The 22,021-nt window shown below is 29.3% G+C and carries 24 protein-coding genes, 1 tRNA gene and 1 other RNA gene; 2 read left to right on the top strand and 24 right to left on the bottom strand.

Annotation, left to right across the window (positions count from 1 at the left end; all coding sequences use genetic code 11):
- Positions 1-29 precede the first annotated feature (29 nt).
- Entirely contained in the window at positions 30-389 is a 360-nt protein-coding gene (locus tag O3802_RS01550; protein WP_371458000.1) for a HesB/IscA family protein, read from the bottom strand.
- Between the two features lie 153 nt (positions 390-542).
- Between O3802_RS01550 and O3802_RS01545 the strand changes: the two genes are divergently transcribed.
- Complete coding sequence (locus O3802_RS01545) at positions 543-797, top strand: NifU family protein (RefSeq protein WP_276686000.1); 255 nt, start codon at positions 543-545, stop codon at positions 795-797.
- A gap of 75 nt (positions 798-872) precedes the next feature.
- Here the strand turns inward: O3802_RS01545 and O3802_RS01540 are convergent.
- The 17 genes from O3802_RS01540 to ssrA all read right to left on the bottom strand — a co-directional run bounded on the left by O3802_RS01540 (position 873) and on the right by ssrA (position 13,000).
- Positions 873-946 (bottom strand) — tRNA-Arg (locus O3802_RS01540).
- Between the two features lie 118 nt (positions 947-1,064).
- Positions 1,065-1,337 carry a 30S ribosomal protein S15 gene (gene rpsO, locus O3802_RS01535; protein ID WP_371457999.1) on the bottom strand — a complete coding sequence of 91 codons (273 nt, stop codon included), beginning with the start codon at positions 1,335-1,337 and terminating at the stop codon, positions 1,065-1,067.
- A 128-nt stretch (positions 1,338-1,465) separates the two neighbouring features.
- On the bottom strand, positions 1,466-2,383 hold the full coding sequence (ribF, locus tag O3802_RS01530) for a riboflavin biosynthesis protein RibF (RefSeq protein WP_371457998.1): 918 nt from the start codon (positions 2,381-2,383) through the stop codon (positions 1,466-1,468).
- An 11-nt stretch (positions 2,384-2,394) separates the two neighbouring features.
- The gene (gene truB / locus O3802_RS01525; RefSeq protein WP_371457997.1) at positions 2,395-3,318 is read right to left on the bottom strand and encodes a tRNA pseudouridine(55) synthase TruB; all 924 of its coding nucleotides are present in this window, start codon (positions 3,316-3,318) and stop codon (positions 2,395-2,397) included.
- On the bottom strand, positions 3,318-3,767 hold the full coding sequence (locus O3802_RS01520) for a Fur family transcriptional regulator (protein ID WP_371457996.1): 450 nt from the start codon (positions 3,765-3,767) through the stop codon (positions 3,318-3,320). Before O3802_RS01520 ends, truB begins: the two co-directional genes overlap by 1 nt.
- A gap of 15 nt (positions 3,768-3,782) precedes the next feature.
- On the bottom strand, positions 3,783-4,658 hold the full coding sequence (locus O3802_RS01515; protein ID WP_371457995.1) for a deoxyribonuclease IV: 876 nt from the start codon (positions 4,656-4,658) through the stop codon (positions 3,783-3,785).
- Positions 4,658-5,989: a DEAD/DEAH box helicase gene (locus tag O3802_RS01510; protein WP_371457994.1), complete on the bottom strand. Its 1,332-nt coding sequence runs from the start codon at positions 5,987-5,989 to the stop codon at positions 4,658-4,660. The genes O3802_RS01515 and O3802_RS01510 overlap by 1 nt, the downstream gene beginning before the upstream one ends.
- Positions 5,990-6,199: 210 nt before the next feature.
- Positions 6,200-6,838, bottom strand: coding sequence for a deoxyribose-phosphate aldolase (gene deoC / locus O3802_RS01505; protein ID WP_371457993.1), 639 nt, complete (start codon positions 6,836-6,838; stop codon positions 6,200-6,202).
- 10 nt (positions 6,839-6,848) lie between these two features.
- A complete protein-coding gene (locus O3802_RS01500; protein ID WP_371457992.1) occupies positions 6,849-8,153 on the bottom strand; it encodes a thymidine phosphorylase in 1,305 nt (434 codons plus the stop codon).
- 140 nt (positions 8,154-8,293) lie between these two features.
- Positions 8,294-8,842 (bottom strand): hypothetical protein, encoded by a 549-nt coding sequence (locus tag O3802_RS01495; protein ID WP_371457991.1) that lies wholly within the window; start codon positions 8,840-8,842, stop codon positions 8,294-8,296.
- A gap of 18 nt (positions 8,843-8,860) precedes the next feature.
- Complete coding sequence (locus O3802_RS01490) at positions 8,861-9,172, bottom strand: hypothetical protein (protein ID WP_371457990.1); 312 nt, start codon at positions 9,170-9,172, stop codon at positions 8,861-8,863.
- The gene (locus O3802_RS01485; RefSeq protein WP_371457989.1) at positions 9,169-9,711 is read right to left on the bottom strand and encodes a crotonobetainyl-CoA--carnitine CoA-transferase; all 543 of its coding nucleotides are present in this window, start codon (positions 9,709-9,711) and stop codon (positions 9,169-9,171) included. Before O3802_RS01485 ends, O3802_RS01490 begins: the two co-directional genes overlap by 4 nt.
- Before the next feature lie 24 nt (positions 9,712-9,735).
- Positions 9,736-10,722, bottom strand: a complete 987-nt coding sequence (floA, locus tag O3802_RS01480) for a flotillin-like protein FloA (RefSeq protein WP_371457988.1) — start codon at positions 10,720-10,722, stop codon at positions 9,736-9,738.
- A gap of 21 nt (positions 10,723-10,743) precedes the next feature.
- Positions 10,744-11,370 (bottom strand): NfeD family protein, encoded by a 627-nt coding sequence (locus O3802_RS01475; RefSeq protein ID WP_371457987.1) that lies wholly within the window; start codon positions 11,368-11,370, stop codon positions 10,744-10,746.
- A 4-nt stretch (positions 11,371-11,374) separates the two neighbouring features.
- Positions 11,375-12,094: an MBL fold metallo-hydrolase gene (locus tag O3802_RS01470; protein ID WP_371457986.1), complete on the bottom strand. Its 720-nt coding sequence runs from the start codon at positions 12,092-12,094 to the stop codon at positions 11,375-11,377.
- 140 nt (positions 12,095-12,234) lie between these two features.
- Positions 12,235-12,480, bottom strand: a complete 246-nt coding sequence (locus tag O3802_RS01465; protein ID WP_371457985.1) for a hypothetical protein — start codon at positions 12,478-12,480, stop codon at positions 12,235-12,237.
- A 163-nt stretch (positions 12,481-12,643) separates the two neighbouring features.
- Positions 12,644-13,000, bottom strand: a transfer-messenger RNA (tmRNA) gene (gene ssrA / locus O3802_RS01460).
- A 98-nt stretch (positions 13,001-13,098) separates the two neighbouring features.
- Between ssrA and O3802_RS01455 the strand changes: the two genes are divergently transcribed.
- The gene (locus O3802_RS01455) at positions 13,099-14,346 is read left to right on the top strand and encodes a replication-associated recombination protein A (RefSeq protein WP_371457984.1); all 1,248 of its coding nucleotides are present in this window, start codon (positions 13,099-13,101) and stop codon (positions 14,344-14,346) included.
- A 70-nt stretch (positions 14,347-14,416) separates the two neighbouring features.
- Here the strand turns inward: O3802_RS01455 and murB are convergent, their stop codons facing one another.
- The 6 genes from murB to O3802_RS01425 form a co-directional block, all read right to left on the bottom strand.
- Positions 14,417-15,319, bottom strand: coding sequence for a UDP-N-acetylmuramate dehydrogenase (gene murB, locus O3802_RS01450; protein WP_371457983.1), 903 nt, complete (start codon positions 15,317-15,319; stop codon positions 14,417-14,419).
- Positions 15,312-15,833: a GrpB family protein gene (locus tag O3802_RS01445; RefSeq protein ID WP_371457982.1), complete on the bottom strand. Its 522-nt coding sequence runs from the start codon at positions 15,831-15,833 to the stop codon at positions 15,312-15,314. Before O3802_RS01445 ends, murB begins: the two co-directional genes overlap by 8 nt.
- Before the next feature lie 114 nt (positions 15,834-15,947).
- Positions 15,948-16,511, bottom strand: a complete 564-nt coding sequence (locus O3802_RS01440; protein ID WP_371457981.1) for a DNA-3-methyladenine glycosylase I — start codon at positions 16,509-16,511, stop codon at positions 15,948-15,950.
- On the bottom strand, positions 16,498-20,055 hold the full coding sequence (gene mfd / locus O3802_RS01435) for a transcription-repair coupling factor (protein WP_371457980.1): 3,558 nt from the start codon (positions 20,053-20,055) through the stop codon (positions 16,498-16,500). Before mfd ends, O3802_RS01440 begins: the two co-directional genes overlap by 14 nt.
- A 78-nt stretch (positions 20,056-20,133) precedes the next feature.
- The gene (gene pth, locus O3802_RS01430; RefSeq protein WP_371457979.1) at positions 20,134-20,691 is read right to left on the bottom strand and encodes an aminoacyl-tRNA hydrolase; all 558 of its coding nucleotides are present in this window, start codon (positions 20,689-20,691) and stop codon (positions 20,134-20,136) included.
- A gap of 99 nt (positions 20,692-20,790) precedes the next feature.
- The gene (locus O3802_RS01425) at positions 20,791-21,741 is read right to left on the bottom strand and encodes a ribose-phosphate diphosphokinase (RefSeq protein WP_004632328.1); all 951 of its coding nucleotides are present in this window, start codon (positions 21,739-21,741) and stop codon (positions 20,791-20,793) included.
- Positions 21,742-22,021: the final 280 nt, after the last annotated feature.

Raw genomic sequence — 22,021 nt, 5'->3', positions numbered from 1 at the left:
TATACTTTTCTCCTTTTTATTATTTGTTATTAGCAACAGCAACCACTTCCACAGCAACCGCCTTCTTCATCATCATATATTTCTATCATATTAGGATTGTGAAGCGTAAACTCACTTCCAAATTCATCCTGTACATAATCAATTTCAAGACCTTTTAAAAGTAGTTCGTCTTCTTCATTTACAAGAACTTTTAGTTCCCCAAAGTTATAGACTTTATCTCCTTCTTCTAATTCGTCTTTGATATCAATAGCATAATGCATTTGCGTGCCTTCTAAAGCTATAGAAATTTTCAAGTAACTATCACGCTTGTCGGCATCAAATAACATTTCTTGAAATTTAGATACAGCTACATCTGTTATTATAATTAATTGTTCTCCTGTATTTGTCATAGAATTTTCCCTCTTTATTTTATTTTCTATATATTATTATACTCATTTTTATAATAAAAGAATAGTAACTTGCTTACTTTTTATTAATTTATTTAATAAGTTGATTTTTTTAAAATTTACAAGTATAATTAGGTGTAGCGAGGTGTTTATATTTTGGATAAAAAATATTATGATACGGTGGATAAAATCCAATTAGAACTAGAAAAAATTAGACCTAAATTAATAGCAGATGGTGGTAATATTGAGTTTATTAATTATAAAGATGGTATTTTAAAAATAAGATTTTTAGGAGAATGTGCACATTGTGAACTTTCACAAATCACTCTAAAATTTGCTATAGAAAAAACCATAAAAGAAAAAATCCCAGAAGTGAATAAAGTTATTGAAGTAAAGATGAGTATTGTCTAATCCCTCATCTTTTTTTATTTTGATGTTTATTTTTCACATAAAAAAAAGCAGGATAAACTACCCTGCTTTTTCAGACGTCCCAGAAGGGATTCGAACCCCTGACCGACGGCTTAGAAGGCCGTTGCTCTATCCTGCTGAGCTACTGAGACATTATTTAATTAGTACTTAATGAAAGTACCTTAATAGTATATCAACATTTCTATATTATGTCAATACTTTTCTAAAGAAATTGGAGAAGTTTCTAAACCTCTCCAATCTATAAAAAAATTATCTTCTTAATCCTAGCTCTTTAATTAATTCACGGTATCTTTGGATATCTTTTTTAATTAAATAGTCTAGTAAGTGACGACGACGGAAAACTTTTTTAAGTAATCCACGACGACCTGCGTGATCTTTTTTATGAGTGTTTAAGTGCTCAGTTAAAGCATCAATTTCTGCAGTTAATACTGCGATTTGTACTTCTGGAGAACCAGTATCTGATTCATGAGTACGGAATTTAGCGATAATTTCTTGTTTTCTTTCTTGACTAATTGCTGCCATTGCAATTTCCTCCATATAATTTTATTTTCCCCTTAATCCTAGTATAGAATCTGGAGTGTTTCTAGACCACGAATAAGGAACTTTAGTTATTGTACACTATTTTTTTATTAATTTCAAGTGGAAAAATTTTAAAATATCTTTTTTTCACAAACATCCTTATCTATTTGCAGTTGTTTTTTTAAATGATTAAAACTATCAAATTTTTTTTCAGGTCGGAGAAACTCATAAAAATATACTTCTATTTTTTCTCCATAAATATCTTCATCAAAATCTAAAATATGAGTCTCTATAGATTTTTTATCTTTAATGCCTGATACAGTTGGATTATATCCTATATTTGTTAATGATTTATATATTTTTTTACCAACCATAGTTTTAGTCAGATAAACTCCATTCGTTTTCGGTAATAAATAATTTTCTGTTAAATCTAGATTAGCTGTTGGAAAATTAATTGTTCTACCTAATTGTTTACCCTTTATTACTGTACCAACAATAGAATATGCTCTACCTGAAAATTTAATATATGAAACAAAGTCATTATTTATGACAAAGTTTTTTAAAGTTGTTGTTGATATCTTATGATGCTCTATCTCTTCCTTTTCGTGAATACTAACCTTTATTCCAGAATCTAGAATCATTTCTGGCGTACCCGAACCTTTTACACCATATTTATAGTCATACCCGAAAAAGACCTTTTCAACCTTTAATTTTTTTAAAATTTTATCAATAAATTCTATTGCTTCTAAATTTTGTAATTGTTCATTAAATTCCAAATAATAAACTTCCTCTACACCTAGTTCTTCAAAAATTTTAGATTTCTTTTTTAATGGTGTTAAAGATTCTTCTTTAGATTTTGCAAAATATTCTTTTGGACTTTTATCTAGTGTAATTACCGTTGGTACATATCCTTCTCTGGCTTCTGATACCATTTCAGAAATTATCTTTTGATGAGCTTTATGAACCCCATCAAAAAAGCCCAATGCGGCTACCCTCTTTTTATTACTTTTTTCTATTATATTGTAATCAGAAATATTAAAAATTTTCATTTCTTATTTACCTACTCTATTATTTTTGGAAATGTAGTTTTCACATATAATAATTCATCATCTGAATTTTTCAGATAATAAATAGCTATGGCCTCGTTTTCATATGTGAATACTATTCCATCTGTAAAATCATAGTCTGGGAATTGATTTTTTCTAAATCTAAGTCCATTCATAACTTGTTGCGCCCTAAATTTAGGAATTTCTACAAACTGATATTCCTCTAAGGCATATTCTTTTTTTAATAACTTTTCTTCTAGCTTATTTTTTTCAAGTAATTGTTCTACTTCTGAAAGTGTTAAACAATTATCTAATTCTATTTTCCCACTACGAGTCCTTGTTAGCTTACTCATTGTACTCGGTAAATTCAATTTTTTACCAATATCAGTAGCTATAGTTCTGACATAAGTTCCTTTCCCACAAGAGATATTAATAGAAAAATAGAATTTATTATCTTTATAATAATCACTACCCTCAATAAACTCAACATCATAGATATTAACTTTTCTTGACGGAATTTCTACATCAAACTTTCCTGCGCGTGCGTATTCATAAAGTTTTTTACCTTTCACCTTTACAGCTGAGTAAATTGGTGGAGTTTGTTCAATTTCTCCTATCAAGGTTTGTAAAACATCTTTTATTTTATTTATATCTATATCACTAACGTTACATTCTTCTAAGACTTCTCCGGTCAAATCTTCAGTGGTTGTTTTAATACCTAAACATACTTCCGCACGATAGCTTTTACCCAAATCCATAGCGTAATCACTAACTTTAGTCGCTCCTCCTAATAAAAGTAGTAACACTCCATCTACTTCTGGATCTAACGTACCTGCATGGCCTATTTTTTTCATTTTCAGGATTTTTCTTGCTTTGAAAACAACATCATGACTAGTTACTCCACGTTGCTTATAAATCGGCAATATACCCTCAAACATTATTTATTTTCCTCTTTTTCTAAGCATTTAGGGCACAGTCCATATACTTCAAATTTGTGACCATCAATCCTATATCCTTTTAATTCATCAATTTGTAGATTATCACAGACATGAATATGGATAATTTTTGCTTTACCACACCCTAAGCAAATGTGATGATGATGGTGATGATCTTCTTCTAAACATCCTATTTTAAAATATTTTTCACCCTTTATCTCTGTAGTTTCTAAAATTCCTAGTTCTTCATAAGTACTTAGGTTACGGTATATCGTATCAAAACTTAACCCTGGATAAACCTTTCCTAAGGTTTCCGAAACAAACTTTGCATTTATATATCTATCTTCAGTTACTAACAACTTTACCATAGACTTTCTTTTATCTGTATATTTATATCCTTTTTCTTTTAAAAGCTTCATGATTTTATCAACTTTTTCTTCTGTTGTTGTCATAATAACCTCCAAAATTTATTTTTTGAAATCTATAAATTCTCCACTTCTTAACATAGCTATTTCATCTTTATACGGTGCTATGTCCTTATTTTCACCATACCATGGTGTTTCTAGGATTTTCGGAATATTAGTGAACTCTTGTAAATGAACTATATGATTAATTGCTTCAAAACCAATTCCACCATAACCAATGTTTTCGTGGCGATCTTTATGTGCTCCTAAAGTATTTTTACTGTCATTGATATGTAAAACTTGAATACGATCAAGCCCTACTATTTTATCAAACTCAGTTAGTACTTCATCAAGGTTGTTTACTATGTCATACCCACCTTCAAAGACATGGCATGTATCGAAAGTAACAGTAAGCTTTTCATTTAAAGTTACACCGTCGATTATTTTTGCAATTTCATCAAATGTTCGTCCACACTCACTACCCTTACCAGCCATTACTTCAAGAGCGATATTTGTTTTCATATCTTTTGTTAAAACTTCATTAAGTCCTTTTATTATACTAGCTATACCAACATCAGCACCAGCTTTAACATGAGAACCTGGGTGTAAAACTATATTTTTAGCACCAATTTTTTCAGTTCTTTCTATTTCCAGTCGTAAAAAGTCAACAGCTAACTGATAAATATCAGGCTTTATTGTATTAGCAAGATTAATTATATACGGAGCGTGTACTACTATATCACTAATATTGTTTTCTTCCATTGCCTTATGTGCTTCATCAATACGCAATTCATCAATAGGTTTTCTTCTCGTATTTTGAGGAGCACCTGTATAAATCATAAATGTATCACTGCTATAGCTCGCTGCTTCTTTAACAGAGCCTAACATCATGTCTTTTCCAGACATTGATACATGAGATCCAATCTTTAAATTTTTCATTATTTACCTCTATTTGCTTTATTACTTCTTTTAGCGAATTTTCTTCTTTCTTTTTGTTTAAGTTTATCCATTTTATATTTATATTTTTTCTTATAACCTGGTTTAACTTTTTTAGAAACACGCACTTTTGATTTTAATTTTTCCGTTAAATTATGATCAGCAACAACTTTTTTTCTACTTTGACGTTTATTTCTATCTTTAGTTTCAATAAACTCACCATTTTTTATATCTTGGTGATTAAATTCTATTCCTCGGCTTTCAAGAATTTGTAATTTTTCTTCATCTTTATTATTGTAGATTGTAATACAATCGCCATTTAAACCAGCACGTCCTGTACGTCCAGCTCTATGAATAAAGAAGTCTAAATCATTAGGAATATTATAGTTAATTACATGGCTAACACCTTCAATATCGATTCCTCGACTCATTAAATCACTAGCGACTACATAAGTAAAATCTAAATTATTAATACGACGTTGCATTTGTTTTCGTTCACGCGGTGTTAAATCTCCGTGAAGAACTCCAACATTTAGTCCTTTTGAAATTAAGTAGTTACTTACTTCCTCAACTTCTGTTTTCTTATTTGCAAAAATAAGTGCTAAATAAGGATTGATTACAGTAGTAATTTCATACAGTTTTTCTAAACGCGTTGAACTTTTTTCTGGAATTAAAATATATTCGATTTTTCCAAATTTTGCATTATCAACTTCGATATATTGAGCATTTTTCAAATATTTTTTTAAGAAATGATGCATTTGTGTAGGAATAGTTGCTGAAAAGACTAAGAATTGACAGTTCTCTGCAGTACGTTTAGAAATTTTATCAATATCTTCCATAAATCCTAAATCAATCATCATATCACATTCATCGATAACTAAAGTCTCTACTTCTTTAACAGCAAGAGCACTTGCACGATCTAATTCTAAAACACGAGTAGGCGTTCCAATTATAATGTGTGGTGCATTTGATACTCTTTCTATATCTCGATTCAAATCTTGACCACCAATGCATAGCGTAATTTTTATATCATCTTCACTAAACTCTGCAATATGGACTGCCATATCATAAAGTTGACGAGATAATTCTCGTGTTGGCGCCAAAATTATACTTTGAGTCTTTTTCTTTTCTACATTTAGCTTACTAAAAATTGGTAATAGGAAAGAGTGACTTTTCCCACTTCCTGTTTGTGATTTTGCCACAATATTTTTACCTTTTAATACAGGTGAGAATACTCTCTCTTGAATTTTTGTAGGATTATCAAATTTTAAATCTACTATTGCTTTATTTACAAATTCATTAAATTTATATTGTTCAAATGACTTTGATAACATAAAAAATCTCCTTTTTATTTTTATCTCCATTGTGAATTTCTTAAGATTCACGTTTCAAATATTAAAATACTAAGTTCCTCTAGTATTTGATGTACACAATAAACCATTCTCTATTATACAATAAATACCGCTAATAAGCTATAAAAAACAATTAAAAAAGTTAGCTTAATCATTAATTCAAACACTAAGCTAACCTTTTTATTATCTTAATTATTTTATTATTTCAATACCTGAACTTGTGCCCAAACGCTCTGCACCTAATTCAACATATTTTTCAGCAGTTTCTTTATCTTTTACACCACCGCTAGCTTTTACTTTTGCGTTGTTTCCTACAACACTTTTCATAAGCTTAACATCTTCAAATGTTGCACCACCTGTACCAAACCCAGTTGAAGTTTTAACAAAATCAGCTTTTGCCTTCAATGATAATTCACAAGCCTTAACTTTTTCTTCATCACTAAGGTAGCATGTTTCTATTATAACTTTCAAAACATTTTTTCCTATAGCTTCTTTTATTTGACGGATTTCTTCTTCAACATATCCATATTCTCCATCTTGCAACTTAGCGACATTTATAACCATGTCAATCTCACTAGCACCATTTTCTATTGCTTCTTTCGCTTCAAAAACTTTAGCTGCTGTTGTCATTGCTCCTAGCGGGAATCCAACTACAGCTGCAACTTTCACATCTGTTCCTTCCAAGTATTTTTTAGCATTTTTCACATAGCAACCATTGACACAAACACTATAAAACTTATGTTCAGTCGCTTCTGCACATAATTTTTCTATATCTTTTTGACTTGCTGTTGCTTTTAATATAGTATGATCAATATATTTATTTAATTCCATATTTCTACCTCTATTCTATTATTTCTAAAATATTTTTTATACCTTTTTGTTCTTTAGAACCAACGACATATGCATCTATAATCATAGCCCTGCTTTGTTCTATATTTTTATCATCATTATAATGAATTTCTGCTATTAAATCACCTTTTTTTACTAGGTCTCCTGCTTTTTTCTTTAGTAATATTCCTACTGCATGGTCTATTTCATCTTCTTTCGTTGCGCGTCCAGCACCTATAACCATAGCTGCTTTTCCTATTTCCTCAGCCTTAATTTTTTCTACAAAACCATCTTTAGTTGAATAAACTCCAGATATTGATTTTGGCAATGGTAACAACTTATAGTTATTAACTACCTGTCCATCTCCACCACTAAGTGAGATAAAGTCTTTTAAAATTTCTAAAGCTTTCCCATTTTTTATTACTTCATCTATTTTTTCGCTAGCCTCTTCAAAAGTCTCAACTTCACCTTTATGTTTAAGTGCAATATAAACAATTTCATAAACAACTTCTTTTAAATCAGCCGACCAATGACCTTTTAGCGCCTCGATACCTTCTTTTATCTCATTAGCATTACCTATATTATATCCTAATGGTTCATCCATATTAGTAAGAACAGCAATAGTTTTTCTACCAACACTATTACCTATCTCAACCATTCGACGAGATAATTCACGTGCATCTTCTATGGTCTTCATAAAAGCCCCATCACCAACTTTCACATCAAGTATTATTAAGTCAGATTGTATGGCTAACTTTTTACTCATAATACTGCTGGCTATTAACGGGATACTATCTACTGTTGCTGTAACATCACGTAACGCATAAATTTTTTTGTCCAATGGTACAATGTTATCACTGTATCCCATAAGTCCAACTCCTGTTTTACCTGCTACTTCTACCAGCTCTTCTTTTGTTAAGCTAAACTTGAAATTTTCTATTGATTCAAATTTATCAATAGTTCCTCCTGTATGCCCAAGCCCTTTCCCAGAAAGTTTTGCGGTAGCCATTCCTAAAGCTGCTAAAATTGGCCCTAAGACAACTGTAACTTTGTCACCAACTCCCCCAGTAGAATGTTTATCAACCAAGTAATAATCAAGATTATCAAAAGTAATAATGTCCCCTGAGTTGCGCATTTTTAATGTAAAATACGTTAGCTCTTCTTTTGTCATATTGTTAAAATACACAGCCATTAAAAAAGCACTCATTTGATAATCAGGAATAGTTTCTGCTAGATAACCCTCTAATAGAAAATCTATTTCTTCTTTAGTTAGTTCTTGCCTTTTCTTTTTTTTATCTATAATATCGACAGCTCTCATAGTAATCTCCTTTTATTTTCACGACTTAATAAGGAGTAATCATATAACTATACTCCCTCTAAATTCTTATTATAATTTCTGCTAAAATAAAATATGTTTTTAATATATAATCTATTATATACTCATATCCTAAACTATAATTAACAATCTTTACAATAATATTTTGTCATTCCATACTTATCGATTTCTAAAAATATGTTATCAGATATCTTTATAATCTGTAAAAATTTCTTTTCTTTCAAAAACTTATTTAATTCTTCTTCATTTTTTTTGCTATAGATTATCTTATCACGAATAAAGTACATTTTATATCCTAATAATGTTAAACTGTAATTTTTATATTTGAATAAAATTTTAAATAAAATAAAAAATATAATTAATAAGAACGCTAATTTAAAACTAAAATACAGCTTTTCATTTATAATTGAAAATGTCATAATAATCATTAAAATCAAGTATCCATAATCAATTCCTCGTTGTTTTTTTAATTCTTTATTTGAGCATACAAAAATATCGCTAGGTCTAGAACAAACTAATAAAATTAGTGAAAAAATAGAATATAAAATAAGAACTAAGCATAATATTGTATCTATCAGATCCTGTTTTATTATAGTATAAATTAACAGGACAAAATAAAGAGGTATAAATGAATATATACAATAACTTATATAGTTAAAAGTTTTCTTCATAATTATACCTCCTAATTTTTATCTTTTACTTTTTGGTTTTGACAAAATTTCCGAAAAAATTATATCATTCACAATTTTTTCTTTATCGATAATTTTAGAGTTTGAATATATCTCTTTTTCTCTATCTACTATTACACGAGTATTTTTTTTAGGGCTATTTTTAAATTCATTCGAGCGCTTAATTTCTTGAGAACTTTTCTCTGAAGCTTTTGGGTTTTTCTTTAGCTTTCTGGTATTTTGGGTATTTTGTTTTTTAGGTTTACCATCTTTCATTTTATCTAAAACAAAAGAAATTAATGCAATTAATGCAAAAAATATTGCTGTATTCATACTTTACCACCTTGTTTCCTATTCAAGTATTCTTTTGCAATTAAACCTCTTACCAGATTTTCTCTAGAAAATTCTAACCTAGGTATATTATTTTGTTTAAATGTTTGTTGTCTGAAATTTCGCTGTTGATTGAATTTACTTCTTCCTTTATTATAATTGTCATTATAATATTTTTGATATTCGTTAATAGTATTTTTATTTGTCCTATTTTCTACTGAAACTATATTTTTTCGTGCTTGAGCTTTTTGTTGTATTAATTCACGTGAAATTTCTTTTTCATTTTGTTTAGACGCAGTTTCGGTTATTTCCTGTTGTACTGATACTTGCTTACTTGTTTCATATTCTGGAGCAGCAGTTTCTTTTATACGTCGCATTTCTTCAACAGCTTTTAGTGCAGATTCTCTAGCACGATCTAGTTCCATCTGTTTAGAATTATCTAAATTTTTACGATATTTTTTACTATCTGAAGCCAAAACTGTAACAAAAATAACTAAAAATATGATAACTATTATTGGTACGGCAAAAATTAAAAATGTCATTTTAGCCCCTCCTTTATTTAGTTATTATTTTTCTTGTACATCTGGTTGAGACATACGTTTGATTGAATCTCTCATTCCTGTATCTGCTTCTAGGTTTTTATAATTCATATAATCCATAACTCCTAAATTACCATCTTGGAATGCTTTTGCCATAGCAAGTGGTAACTGTGCTTCTGCTTCTACTACTTTCGCGCGCATTTCTTGAATTCTTGCTTTCATTTCTTGTTCAGCTGCTACCGCCATTGCACGACGTTGTTCAGCTTTAGCTTGCGCGATGTTTTTATCAGCAATAGCTTGTTCTGTTTGTAAGTTTGCACCAATGTTTTGGCCGATGTCTACATCTAAAATGTCAATCGATAGGATTTCAAATGCAGTACCTGCGTCAAGACCTTTATCAAGAATTGTTTTAGAAATTCTATCTGGATTTTCTAATACTACTGTGTGTGATTCAGATGAACCAATAGTTGATACAATACCTTCACCTACACGAGCGATAACTGTTTCTTCCCCAGCTCCCCCAACAAGTCTTTCAATATTTGCACGAACTGTAATACGAGCTTTGGCCTTAACCTCAATCCCGTTGATAGCTACCCCTGCAATATAAGGTGTTTCTATAACTTTCGGGTTAACGCTCATTTGAACGGCTTGAAGCACATCACGTCCTGCTAAATCAATAGCGGCACATCGTTCAAACGTTAAGCTTACTATATTTGCACGGTGTGCAGCAATAAGAGCATTAATAACTCTATCTACATTCCCCCCAGCTAAATAGTGACTTTCTAGCTGGTTTATTGTTACAGCTAATCCCGCTTTATGAGCTTTAATCATCGGATTAATTACTCTACTTGGAATAACACGTCTTAAACGCATACCAACAAGTGTAAAGATACTAACTTTAACACCAGCTGCTATAGCACTAATCCAAAGTCCAAGCGGAAAGAAAGTGAAAAATATTGATAATACAATTAGTACTACCACTAAAATTATACCTGTGAAAACTAATTCTGGCATAACATTTCCTCCTTTAAATTATTAAATTTTTTTTACAACTATACGCATACCTTCGACACGTATAACTTCAATTTCATTACCTTTTTCTACAAAATCCCCATCTGTAACTACATCAAATTTTTCATTATTTAGAGCTGCTACTCCCGCTGGACGAAGGTCAGTATACGCTAGCAATTTTTTACCAATTAAATCTACTCGGCTCTCACTTGCAACATAACCTTCTTCTGTAGAAATTGCGTCATTCAACACTAGTTGATTTAAGAAAGTTAATTTTTTATTTAACATTTTTCTATTAAATAAATATAAACCTACGCCTAACATAAATGATACAATTATGATGAATGCAATATTATAAGTTGATTCATTAACATAAATTATTGCATAAATCAAGGTAATTATACCTACAGTCCCAACTATTCCTCCTGGTATAAACATTTCCAAGCCAATAAGTGCTATTCCTCCAAGGAAAAGAACAAATACAAAAATACTTAACCCTGTTGAATAAGAATGTAAAGCAATATATATTGCCAAACTTAGAATGGAAAGTACTCCATAAAAATTAAATTTTTTTGAGAATAGTTGTTGACAAAATGTAAGTGACATTAAGATTAAAAGAATCCAATCAAGGTACAAATATAAATTTGCCATTTAATCACCTCATTTTTATATATTCTTTTTCTAAATAAGTTAGTAACTCATTTCTCGTAAAAATATTTCCATGTCCTGGAATTGCATACTCGAAATCAATTTTACTAATCTTATCGATATAATCGTGAAGTTTGATTTTATTATAACTCATTGGCTGTGTATAATAATTTTTAGCATGACTATCTCCTAAAAATAATACCTTTTCGTCAGCAATATAAATTAAAAATGCATCATCAGAATGCGAATTATCATTATTGAAACAGATTATCTTTACTCCACCTAAATTAAGCGTGAAATCTGCACGTTTAGGCATATCTGGAATTTTTATTTTTATTTCATGATTCTCATAAACTTTTTTTAATACATCTGCGCTATATTTTATTTCCGTTCCCTCTTCTACTCTTTTATATAAGCTTTCATCATCCCATTTTAACTTAGATAATTCTATTAAAGAACTTTTTGCGCGTTCTGTAGAAATTACTGGAATATCTAGGTATCCCGCTCCAAAACTATGATCCCAATGATGATGGGTAAGAATAACATAACTTGGCATAGGCAAAGAATTCTCCTCAAGTTCTTTTAAAAACATCTCTACTTGGGTTGGACCATTTCCTGCATCAAGCATGACAGAAAAATTTTCTCCTTTTACATAACCGATGGTTGGTTCCAAATACATATATCGTTGTTTTGTATAATAAAGCTTTTCTGAGAATTTAATTAGCATCCTTTTTTACTTCCTTTTGATTATAGGTATATTATAGCATAACTGATAACTATTTACAAACTTGTCTTCTTACAAAAAATGGCTATAAAAGAGCATTTAAAGGCTCCTTTACAGCTGTTTTTATTTTATAATGTATACTCTTAAAATAATACTAATGCTACTAAATAAATATAGTACAACACAAATCCTATTGCGATTATTACCGTCATTATATATATCAACCAAGTTACTAGATATAAAGTATATCCTAATGCTTTAACAATATTGGTTATGCTTAACCATAAATGTCTACCTATCGCTAGAAGTATAGATATTACACCGCCATTATAAACTTCTTCTTGGTTGTCTAAATCACCAAATTTAAATACTGACTTTAATTTCATCATAATTATCGCCTCCCAAGATATTTTTTCTCTACACCATTATTATACTATATAAATCTTTATATTAGCAAATAATTATAATTAACTTTTATAAGAAAAAAATTAAAAAATTAATTTCGCTGACTAATATATAAAAAAATACTAGAGTATTTCTACTCTAGCAACAGTATGGAGATGGCGGGATTTGAACCCGCGTCCAAGAAAACCTCCCCTTAGCTTCTACATGTTTAGTTTACCTATTAAATTTAATTTTTCACTTAAGCCGATAAACAGGCAATGAAAAACGAGTTTGATTATTCTCTTATTTTTTACTACAAACGGAAGTAAAAAATCGTAGACTGCTTATAATGAACCGATTAGCTTTGCCACAGTCGAACAAAGTAATCAGCCTTTAGCTATTAAGCTGCTAAAGCGTAATTTGTTTTTTCGCCAGTTATATTTAACTGAGTGTGTTGTTAAAGGAGCCAACCCTCCTACATGCCACCAAGAAGACTAGCATCCCTGTCGAATCCTAAACATCCCCGTTTTGATGATGAATTTATTTTACCATAAAATTTACATTATGTAAAATTTAAAATTGTATGGTATAATCAAGTTGAATTAAAAAATTGGGAGGTAAATATGCAAACACTTATTAATGAACTTCGTCCAAAAAAAATTACTGATATAATTGGACAACAACATCTTATTGGAAAAAATAAAGTTCTAACAAAAATAGTAGAAAGCAAAAAAATGTTTTCATTTATTTTATATGGACCTCCTGGTACAGGTAAAACTTCAATAGCAAATGCATTAGCTAACGAATTAGATTATAAATTCAAAATATTGAATGCTGTAAACTGTTCTAAAAAGGATTTAACTACGGTTATTGAAGAATCTAAACGATTTAAAAAAGTTCTTTTACTTTTAGATGAATTCCATAGACTAACAAAACCTATGCAGGATATTCTTCTTCCTGAAATTGAATATGATAATATTTATGTTATCGGTTGTACTACCAACAACCCTTATCATACTGTTAATCCTGCTATAAGATCTCGCCTTATGATTTTTGAACTAAAACAAATTAATGAAGATGATATTTACAATTATCTAAAGAAAATAGCAAGAAACAACGAAATATTTTCTAAAAATCTTTCTATTGATGATGATGTCTTTAAAGCTATCGCACTTAATTCATCAGGTGATTTAAGATTTTCACTTAATACATTTGAAATTTTATATAACTTATCCAACGAGGATGAACATATAACAAAGGAAAAACTTCTGAGTTTATCACTAGGAAAATTCAAAAACTATGATAAAGATGGCGACGCTTTTTATGATATTATTAGCGCCTTTCAAAAGTCTATTCGAGGAAGTGATGTTGATGCATCTTTATATTACCTTGCGTTATTAATTGATAGTGGTGATTTAGATACTATTTATCGTAGAATGACAGTTATAGCCTATGAAGATATCGGGCTTGCGAATCCGAATATTGGTCCATTCGTTCATGCTGCGGTAGAAAGTGCAAAAATGCTGGGTCTTCCTGAAGCTCGTATTCCTTTAGCAAATGCTGTTATTCAATTGGCACTTTCGATAAAATCAAACAGTGCAATTATGGCAATCGATAATGCCTTAGCTGAAACAAATCGTAATCCTAAGTTTATTATTCCAGACCACTTACGTGATAGTCATTACTCTGGAGCAGAAAAACTTAATCGTGGAGTCGGCTATAGATATCCCCACTCTTATCCGAATGGCTATGTAAAACAGCAATATTTACCTGATAACTTGGTAGATTCTTCATTTTACACGCCGAAAACAAATAATAAAAACGAGCAAAATCTTAGTGCCTATAAGAAATTTATTGATAATCAAAAATAATTTTATTAAACATATTAGCGCATTCCTATATAAAAAAACGTTAGTCATAAAATTATGACTAACGTTTTTACTATTCTCCTAGAACTTTAACTTCACATTCTAGTTTAACGCCAGAATGTTTAAATACTTCTTCTTGAACTTTTTTTATTAAATTTTTATAATCTTCACAAGTAGCATTATTTATATTCACCATAAATCCAGCATGTTTTGTTGAAACCTGAGCTCCTCCCACAGTCAATCCTTGAAGACCAGCATCTTGAATTAATTTCCCTGCAAAATAACCAACCGGTCTTTTGAAAACAGAACCACATGAAGGATACTCTAATGGTTGCTTTTCTTCACGCATTTTATTTAGTTCATTAACTCTAGCTATTATTTCTTCTTTGTTTCCATCTATCATTTTAAAGTAAACTTTAGAAATAGTCTCTCCTGTTTCTTGAATTACAGAATGTCTATAAGAAAAATTCATGTCCTCATTAGAATACACTTTCTTATTACCTTTTCTATCAAAAACTTCTACTTTTTCTACTACTTCTTTCATTTCACCACCATAAGCTCCAGCGTTCATAAAAATTGCACCGCCTACACTTCCTGGTATACCGCATGAAAATTCAAGATTAGTCAAACTATTTTCTATACAAAAATCAGTAAGTTCTTTCAATGTTGTTCCTGCATAGCACGATAATATATTTTCCTCTGATAATTCTATATTATTCATATCACTAGTTATAACAACAATTCCACTTATTCCAGTATCAGAAATTAAAACATTAGATCCATTTCCTAAAATAGTCAATTCTATTTTGTGGTCATAACTATATTTGATTATATTCTGAAAATCTTCTTCTGTTTTTACACGTACTAAAACCTCAGCATTGCCTCCCGTTTTAGTAAAACTGTATTTTTTTAGCGGTTCATTAAATAATACTTCACTATTACGAACAACGCTTTCTATACCTTGTGCTTTAATCATCTATTCTTACCTTCTTTAACATTTTATTTATAAACTCTAATTTTTTATTTGAGTAATCTTTAAACGTATATTCTTTATTAATAAGTTTAAATTCATTATACTCAGCCTTTAATTCCTCTTTTTCAAACACCTTTTTTAATTTTAAAAAATCATTATGTATTTCTGTCCCGCGTTGAACTACATATAATATTACATCATAGCTCATAGAAAAATAGTCTGTAAGTCTCACATACTTAATTACACCCTTAGTACCATTATGAGCTATTCTATGATAACTTATATTATTTAATCTTTTTTCGTCAAATGTTGTTATCTCATGTAAATTTTCTACAACAACAAGTATATCAACTATTTTTTCCCCAATAACATCTGTTGTACTTGTTGCTCCGATATGGATAAATTCACATTTGGGCATTTTAGGAATTTCTCTTATTTTTTTTATCTCATCATCGAATATTTTAATGTATTTTTTGTTTTCTATAATTTCTTCAATACTAACAGTTCTCTTATTCATACTAAATCCTATCATAAAATTTAACACTTTTATTATTATAGACGTTATTCGATATAAAGTAAAGTTTATAGTTAAATTTTAATACAATTATACAAATTTTATTTTAATACTTATCTACCTACAGTCGCTATAACAAAAGCAGTCTACTTGGTGATCGTTTATCATTCCTATCGCTTGCATATAGCTGTATATGATTGTACTTCCTACAAAAGTAAATCCTCTTTTTTTCATATCCTTGCTTATTTTATCTGATAATTCAGTATTACTAGGCGTATCTTTATAAGATTTCAGATTTGAACTAAGCGTTTTAAAATCTGTAAATTGCCAAATGTAGTTGTCGAAAGTTCCAAATTCTTCTCTTACTTTCAAAAAGGCTAATGCATTTTTTCTCACACCATATATTTTTAACTTATTTCTAATAATACCCTCATCTTCTAGTAAAGAGTTTAAATAGTCATCGCTATAATTCGCGCAAATATTATAGTCAAAATTATCAAAAGCTTTTCTAAAATTTTCTCGTTTTTTTAGAATTAATGACCAACTAAGTCCAGCCTGCATTCCTTCTAAAATTAAATATTCAAACAACTCTCTTTCATCATGAGTTTTTTTTCCCCATTCAGTATCGTGATATTTTGTATCTAACTCTCCTTTTGCCCATGGGCATCTAATCTTTGTCATTAGTTTCCTCCATATTTTCTTTTACTAGATTTATCATATCTCTAATACGACGAATACTGTAACGCTCTTTTTTATCTATTTCTAAAAAGAACCCATCTTTAGCAATAATTCTCACATCTTTATGTGGCATCAAGGCAGCAAACAATTCTTTTCCTTTTAATTTATTTACTATATCTTTTTCAAAAGTTACAATTACTTTGTTTGCAAGTTCTTTGACACTTGTAACTCTCGACTCTTTTGCTTTAACTTTTAAGTAACAAATATCAATTAAATTAGTAACCTCTGTGCCAAAATCAGAAAATCTATCAATTAAATCTTCTACCATACTATCAATCTCCTCATCAGTAATAACACTATTTAATCGTTTATAAAAATCTATTTTGTCTGCATCACTACTAATATATTCTTTTGGAATAAATGCATCTACATTTAATTTAATCTCAAAATCATCATTTTCTGCTTCAAAAAGATCTTTTTGAAGTTTTGGAGCGGATTCTTTTATTATATTTTCATAATACTCTGCATCTTGTGTTTTATCTCGTTCCAAAATAGGTTCTAATATACCTTTTTTCATTTGAATCTCTTGCTCTAACATTTGTGAATATAATGTATACCCTACAGAGTCAATAAATCCATGTTGACGTCCACCAAGAACATCTCCCGCTCCTCGAATTGATAAATCTTGCATAGCAATTTTAAATCCACTTCCTAAAGTTGTAAAATTCTTAATTGCGGATAATCTTTTCTCAGAGTTTTCTGTAAGAGCTTTAAATGGCTGATACATTAAATAAGCATAAGCTTCTCTACTACTTCTTCCTACACGTCCACGAAGTTGGTATAGCTGACTGAGACCAAAACGATCTGCATCTTCTACAATAAGAGTATTAACATTAGAAATATCAATTCCTGTTTCTATTATTGTAGTTGTAATTAATAAATCATATTTTCTATCAATTACATCAGACATAATACGCTCAAGTTCACGTTGTGTCATTCTACCATGTGCGTATGCGATATTTATATCTGGTAATAATCTTTTCAACTCCAAATATTTTTCATCTATGCTATCTACTCTATTATAAACATAAAATACCTGCCCACCACGAGAAACTTCATTCATAATCGCTTCTTTAACTATCATGCTATTTTGTGCGGTAACAAAAGTCTGAATCGGTTGTCGTTCACTTGGTGGGGTTTCTATTACTGACAAGTCACGAATACCTATCAAACTCATATGTAATGTTCTTGGTATTGGTGTTGCACTTAGTGTCAGAACATCAATCGTATTTTTTAAGTGTTTTATCTTCTCTTTGTGTTTAACACCGAAGCGTTGCTCTTCATCAATAATCAATAAACCTAAATCTTTATATTTAAATTTATCATTAAGAAGTTTATGTGTTCCGATAATAATATCAATTTTCCCTTCTCGTAATCTTTTGCAAATTTCTGTAATATCTTTTGCACTTTTGAAACGACTAACTACCTCTATATTAACAGGAAAGTTTGCAAAACGATTAACAAAATTTTCATAGTGTTGCTCAGCTAAAAGTGTTGTTGGTACTAAAACTGCTACTTGCTTTGCATCCATAACTGCTTTAAACGCAACACGCATGGCAACTTCAGTTTTCCCAAAACCTACATCTCCACATAAGAGTCTATCCATAGGACGTTGTTTTTCCATATCTCGTTTTATTTCTTCAGTTGCTTTTAATTGGTCATCGGTAGGTATAAAAGAAAAGTCATCTTCAAATTCTTGTTGCAAGCTACTATCAAAACTATATGCATATCCTGAACTTAACTCACGTTTTATATACAATTTAATCAAGTCTTCTGAAATATCTTCAATTTCACGACGAACTTTATTTTTTACTTGTTGCCATTTTTTAGTTCCAAGTTTATTTAGTTGTGGTTTTCTGTTATCTGTTGAAGCAGTATATTTTTGAATATAATTCATATTGTTAATATCAACATAAATAACATCTCCACCATCATAAACTATTTTTAAAAAATCTTTATGCACTCCGTTGACTTCGATATTCTCTATTCCCTCATAAAGACCAATACCGTGGCTTATATGAACAATATAATCACCAATATTTAATTCTTGATAATTTCTTATTTTTTCAGAATTTGTATATTTAAATTTTACACGGCGTTTTTTTCGTTCTTCTTCTGTAAATAATTCACGCGGTGTTAATAAAAATATTTTATTTTTCTTATCTTCAAAACCTTTCAAATGGTATTTATTAACGTCAATGAAAATCTTCCCATTTTTTATTCCGTAATAAATATCATCATAAAAATAATTATCAAATAAAATCTTTTCAACATAATGTCTTTGTTTTTGGGTATTTAAAGAAATTAAAACTTTATAATCATTATCTAACTTTTCTCTTATTTCTTTAGTTAAATATTCTTCATTAACATAATACACCAAGTCCGTAATATCTATATTATAGCTTTTCTCTATAATTTTTTCATTTAATTTTAAATTAGATAAATAGTACTTTCTCACTTTTTTATTTTGAATTTTTTCAAATGCATTATCGTCAATAATATTTTGGTGAATATATGTTCTATTAATTTCTTGTAAATTTGTTAAAAAATACTGACGCAAACTTTCAACTTTTTCTGTGATTTTATGATAATTATCAAAGAAAATAACAACATCCTCTGTAAAATAATCTACAATACTAAAAGTATGTTCATATATTAGATTAGAAAAACTCTCTAATTCACTAAAATCCCCAGTAGCTCTATATATTTCTATTTTTTCTTGTAAATAGTCACTAATATCCTTATAGTTTTCCTCTTGTTTAAGTTTTTCATCTTTCAATCGTTCTAATATTTTTGTTACGACAATATCTTTTTCTTCATTCGTTAAGAAAAAGTCATTCGTTGGATATATAGTCACATTTTCTACTTTTTCTAGAGATTTTTGCGTAATTTCATCAAAAGTACGAATACTATCTAACTCATCATCGAAAAAATCCAAGCGTATAGGTTTTTCATTTAATGGACTAAAAATATCAACTATACTTCCTCTTTTCGAAAATTCTCCTACTACATCGACACTGTCAACACGATTATAACCCATATCAACTAGTTTTTTCTGCAAGTCCTCAAAATTTATTACTGTCTCTATATTAATTTCAAATGTAGTATTCAAAAATTTCTCAGGATCTTTTAATGTTCTGTAGCTTGCTTCAATAGGAATAATTATTATACTTGGAACTTTTGAAACTAAGTTTTCTAGGACTTTTATAGAATTTTGTACTAAATCATTACTTTTAGCTGTGTGTCTTTTTAAAATATCTATTTCTGGATAAATATATGTTTCTTTTTCTAATGTAGTAATCAATGAAAAAAGTTCTTCTGCTTCCGCTTTATCTTGTGTAATTACAACAACATTCTTATTGCTTTTAACAAATTCATTATAAATTTCTAATGCTTTTGTTGTTATATTTTGTCCATAAATTCCAATATTATTAATTTTTTTGTCATAATCAAAATCTACTATCTTCAACAATTCTTGTTTTAACATGCTCTCTCCTTATCTTTTCATGACAAAGAGCAGGACTCAAAACAAGTTTCCTACTCATTTTTTATCACTGCTTTTATACTAATTATATTTATTCATTAACTCCACAAAACTCATTTTTGAAAAATCTTCTATGCAATTTATACTCTTTGAATAAATTTTTTCAATATCTATCATTTCATCTTTAGAAAATCTTCCTAGCACATAATCTACTACTTTCATAGGTGGAGTTGGTCTATCTATTCCTATTTTTAGACGATTGAATTTTTCAGTTCCAAGGTGACTTATAATACTCTTGAGACCATTATGACCACCGCTACTTCCTTTAGCTTTTAATTTAAAGTTAGCTGTCTTTGTATCTAAATCATCATAGATTACTAGAATGTCTTCTATGTCAATTTCAAAATAATCATAAAATTTTCTTAACGCTTCACCTGAAAGGTTCATGTAAGTTGTCGGTTTTATAAGTAAATATTTAATTCCATTGTAGTACGTTATTGCATAATCAGCATTAAATTTATTTTTATCAAAATTTATATTCCACGCTTTTGCAAGTTTGTCTAAAATCATGAAACCTATATTATGTCTTGTATTTTCATATTGTTTTCCTGGATTTCCTAATCCTACTATTAATTTCATTTGTTGCCTCTTTCAATATATATTTTACTATCGACTCTATTAGAACTACTTAAAGAAGGCAACGAACTCGTTGCCTCCTTTTATTTTTATTTTTTAAAATTATTCAAAAAGAACACTTACTGGTTCATTATGGTGTATTCTATAAATAGCCTTAGCTATTAAATCACCAACACATAGTGGAACCATTTTATCTAATTTTTTCTCTTCAGGTATATCTATTGTATTAGCATATACTAATTCTTTAATTGGAGAATTTTCTATTCTTTCTAATGCTTGTCCACTTAATACCGCATGCGAACAACTTGCATAAACTTCTTTTGCCCCTCTATCTTTAAGTGCTTGAGCACCTAAAGTAATTGTACCTGCTGTATCAATTATGTCATCGATAAGAATGCAAATCTTCCCTTCGATATTTCCAACAATATTCATAACCTCAGCAACATTTGGTTTAGGTCTTCTCTTATCAATTATTGCAATAGGTGTATTAAGAGCATCAGCTAATTTTCTTGCACGAGTAACTCCTCCATGATCTGGTGATACTACAACTACTTCTTCCATATTAGAAAGTTTACCTTTGAAGTATTCAGCAATAATAGGCACTGCCATCAAGTGATCTACTGGAATATCAAAGAATCCTTGAATTTGTAATGCATGAAGATCTAAAGCAATAATACGATTTGCTCCTGCAGTTTCTAATAAGTTTGCCACTAATTTTGCTGTAATTGGTTCACGACTTCTCGCTTTTCTATCTTGACGTGCATACCCATAATAAGGTATTACAACGTTAATAGTATCTACAGAGGCACGTTTTAATGCATCAATCATAATTAATAAAGTCATTAAATTATCATTTACAGGACCACTAGTAGATTGAATAACAAAAACTTCACATCCACGTACGCTTTCCTCTATATTAATAGAAACCTCTCCGTCACTAAATTTTTTAACACTACATTTACTTAGCTCTACTCCTAGTGACTTTGCTACTTGTTTCGCTAATGGAATATTAGAGTTCAATGAAAACAGCTTCAATGGTTTATCTACAAGCATATTAAATTTTCTCCTTAAAATTTTGGTTCGATAGTAATACAGACGTATCCCGCTTATTATTATAGCATAAATATTTTCTAATTTCTACTAAATTTAGTAGAGTCACAATAAAAATAAAAAAATTTAAGATGTAACAAATTTTATTTATTAAATAGTTTATAGAAAATAAAAAATTTAGATAATTATTTTATTTTTTCTATATACTATGCTATGATATAAAACAATAAGGTAAAAAGTATTTTTGTATTTTATTACAATCCATATAATCTCTAAATTATTA

This window comes from Gemella sp. 27098_8_92 (genome assembly GCF_041433685.1).
GTDB lineage: Bacteria > Bacillota > Bacilli > Staphylococcales > Gemellaceae > Gemella.
Note: the sequence above shows the minus strand (reverse complement) of the source record. Positions and strands in the feature narration are given on the sequence as shown.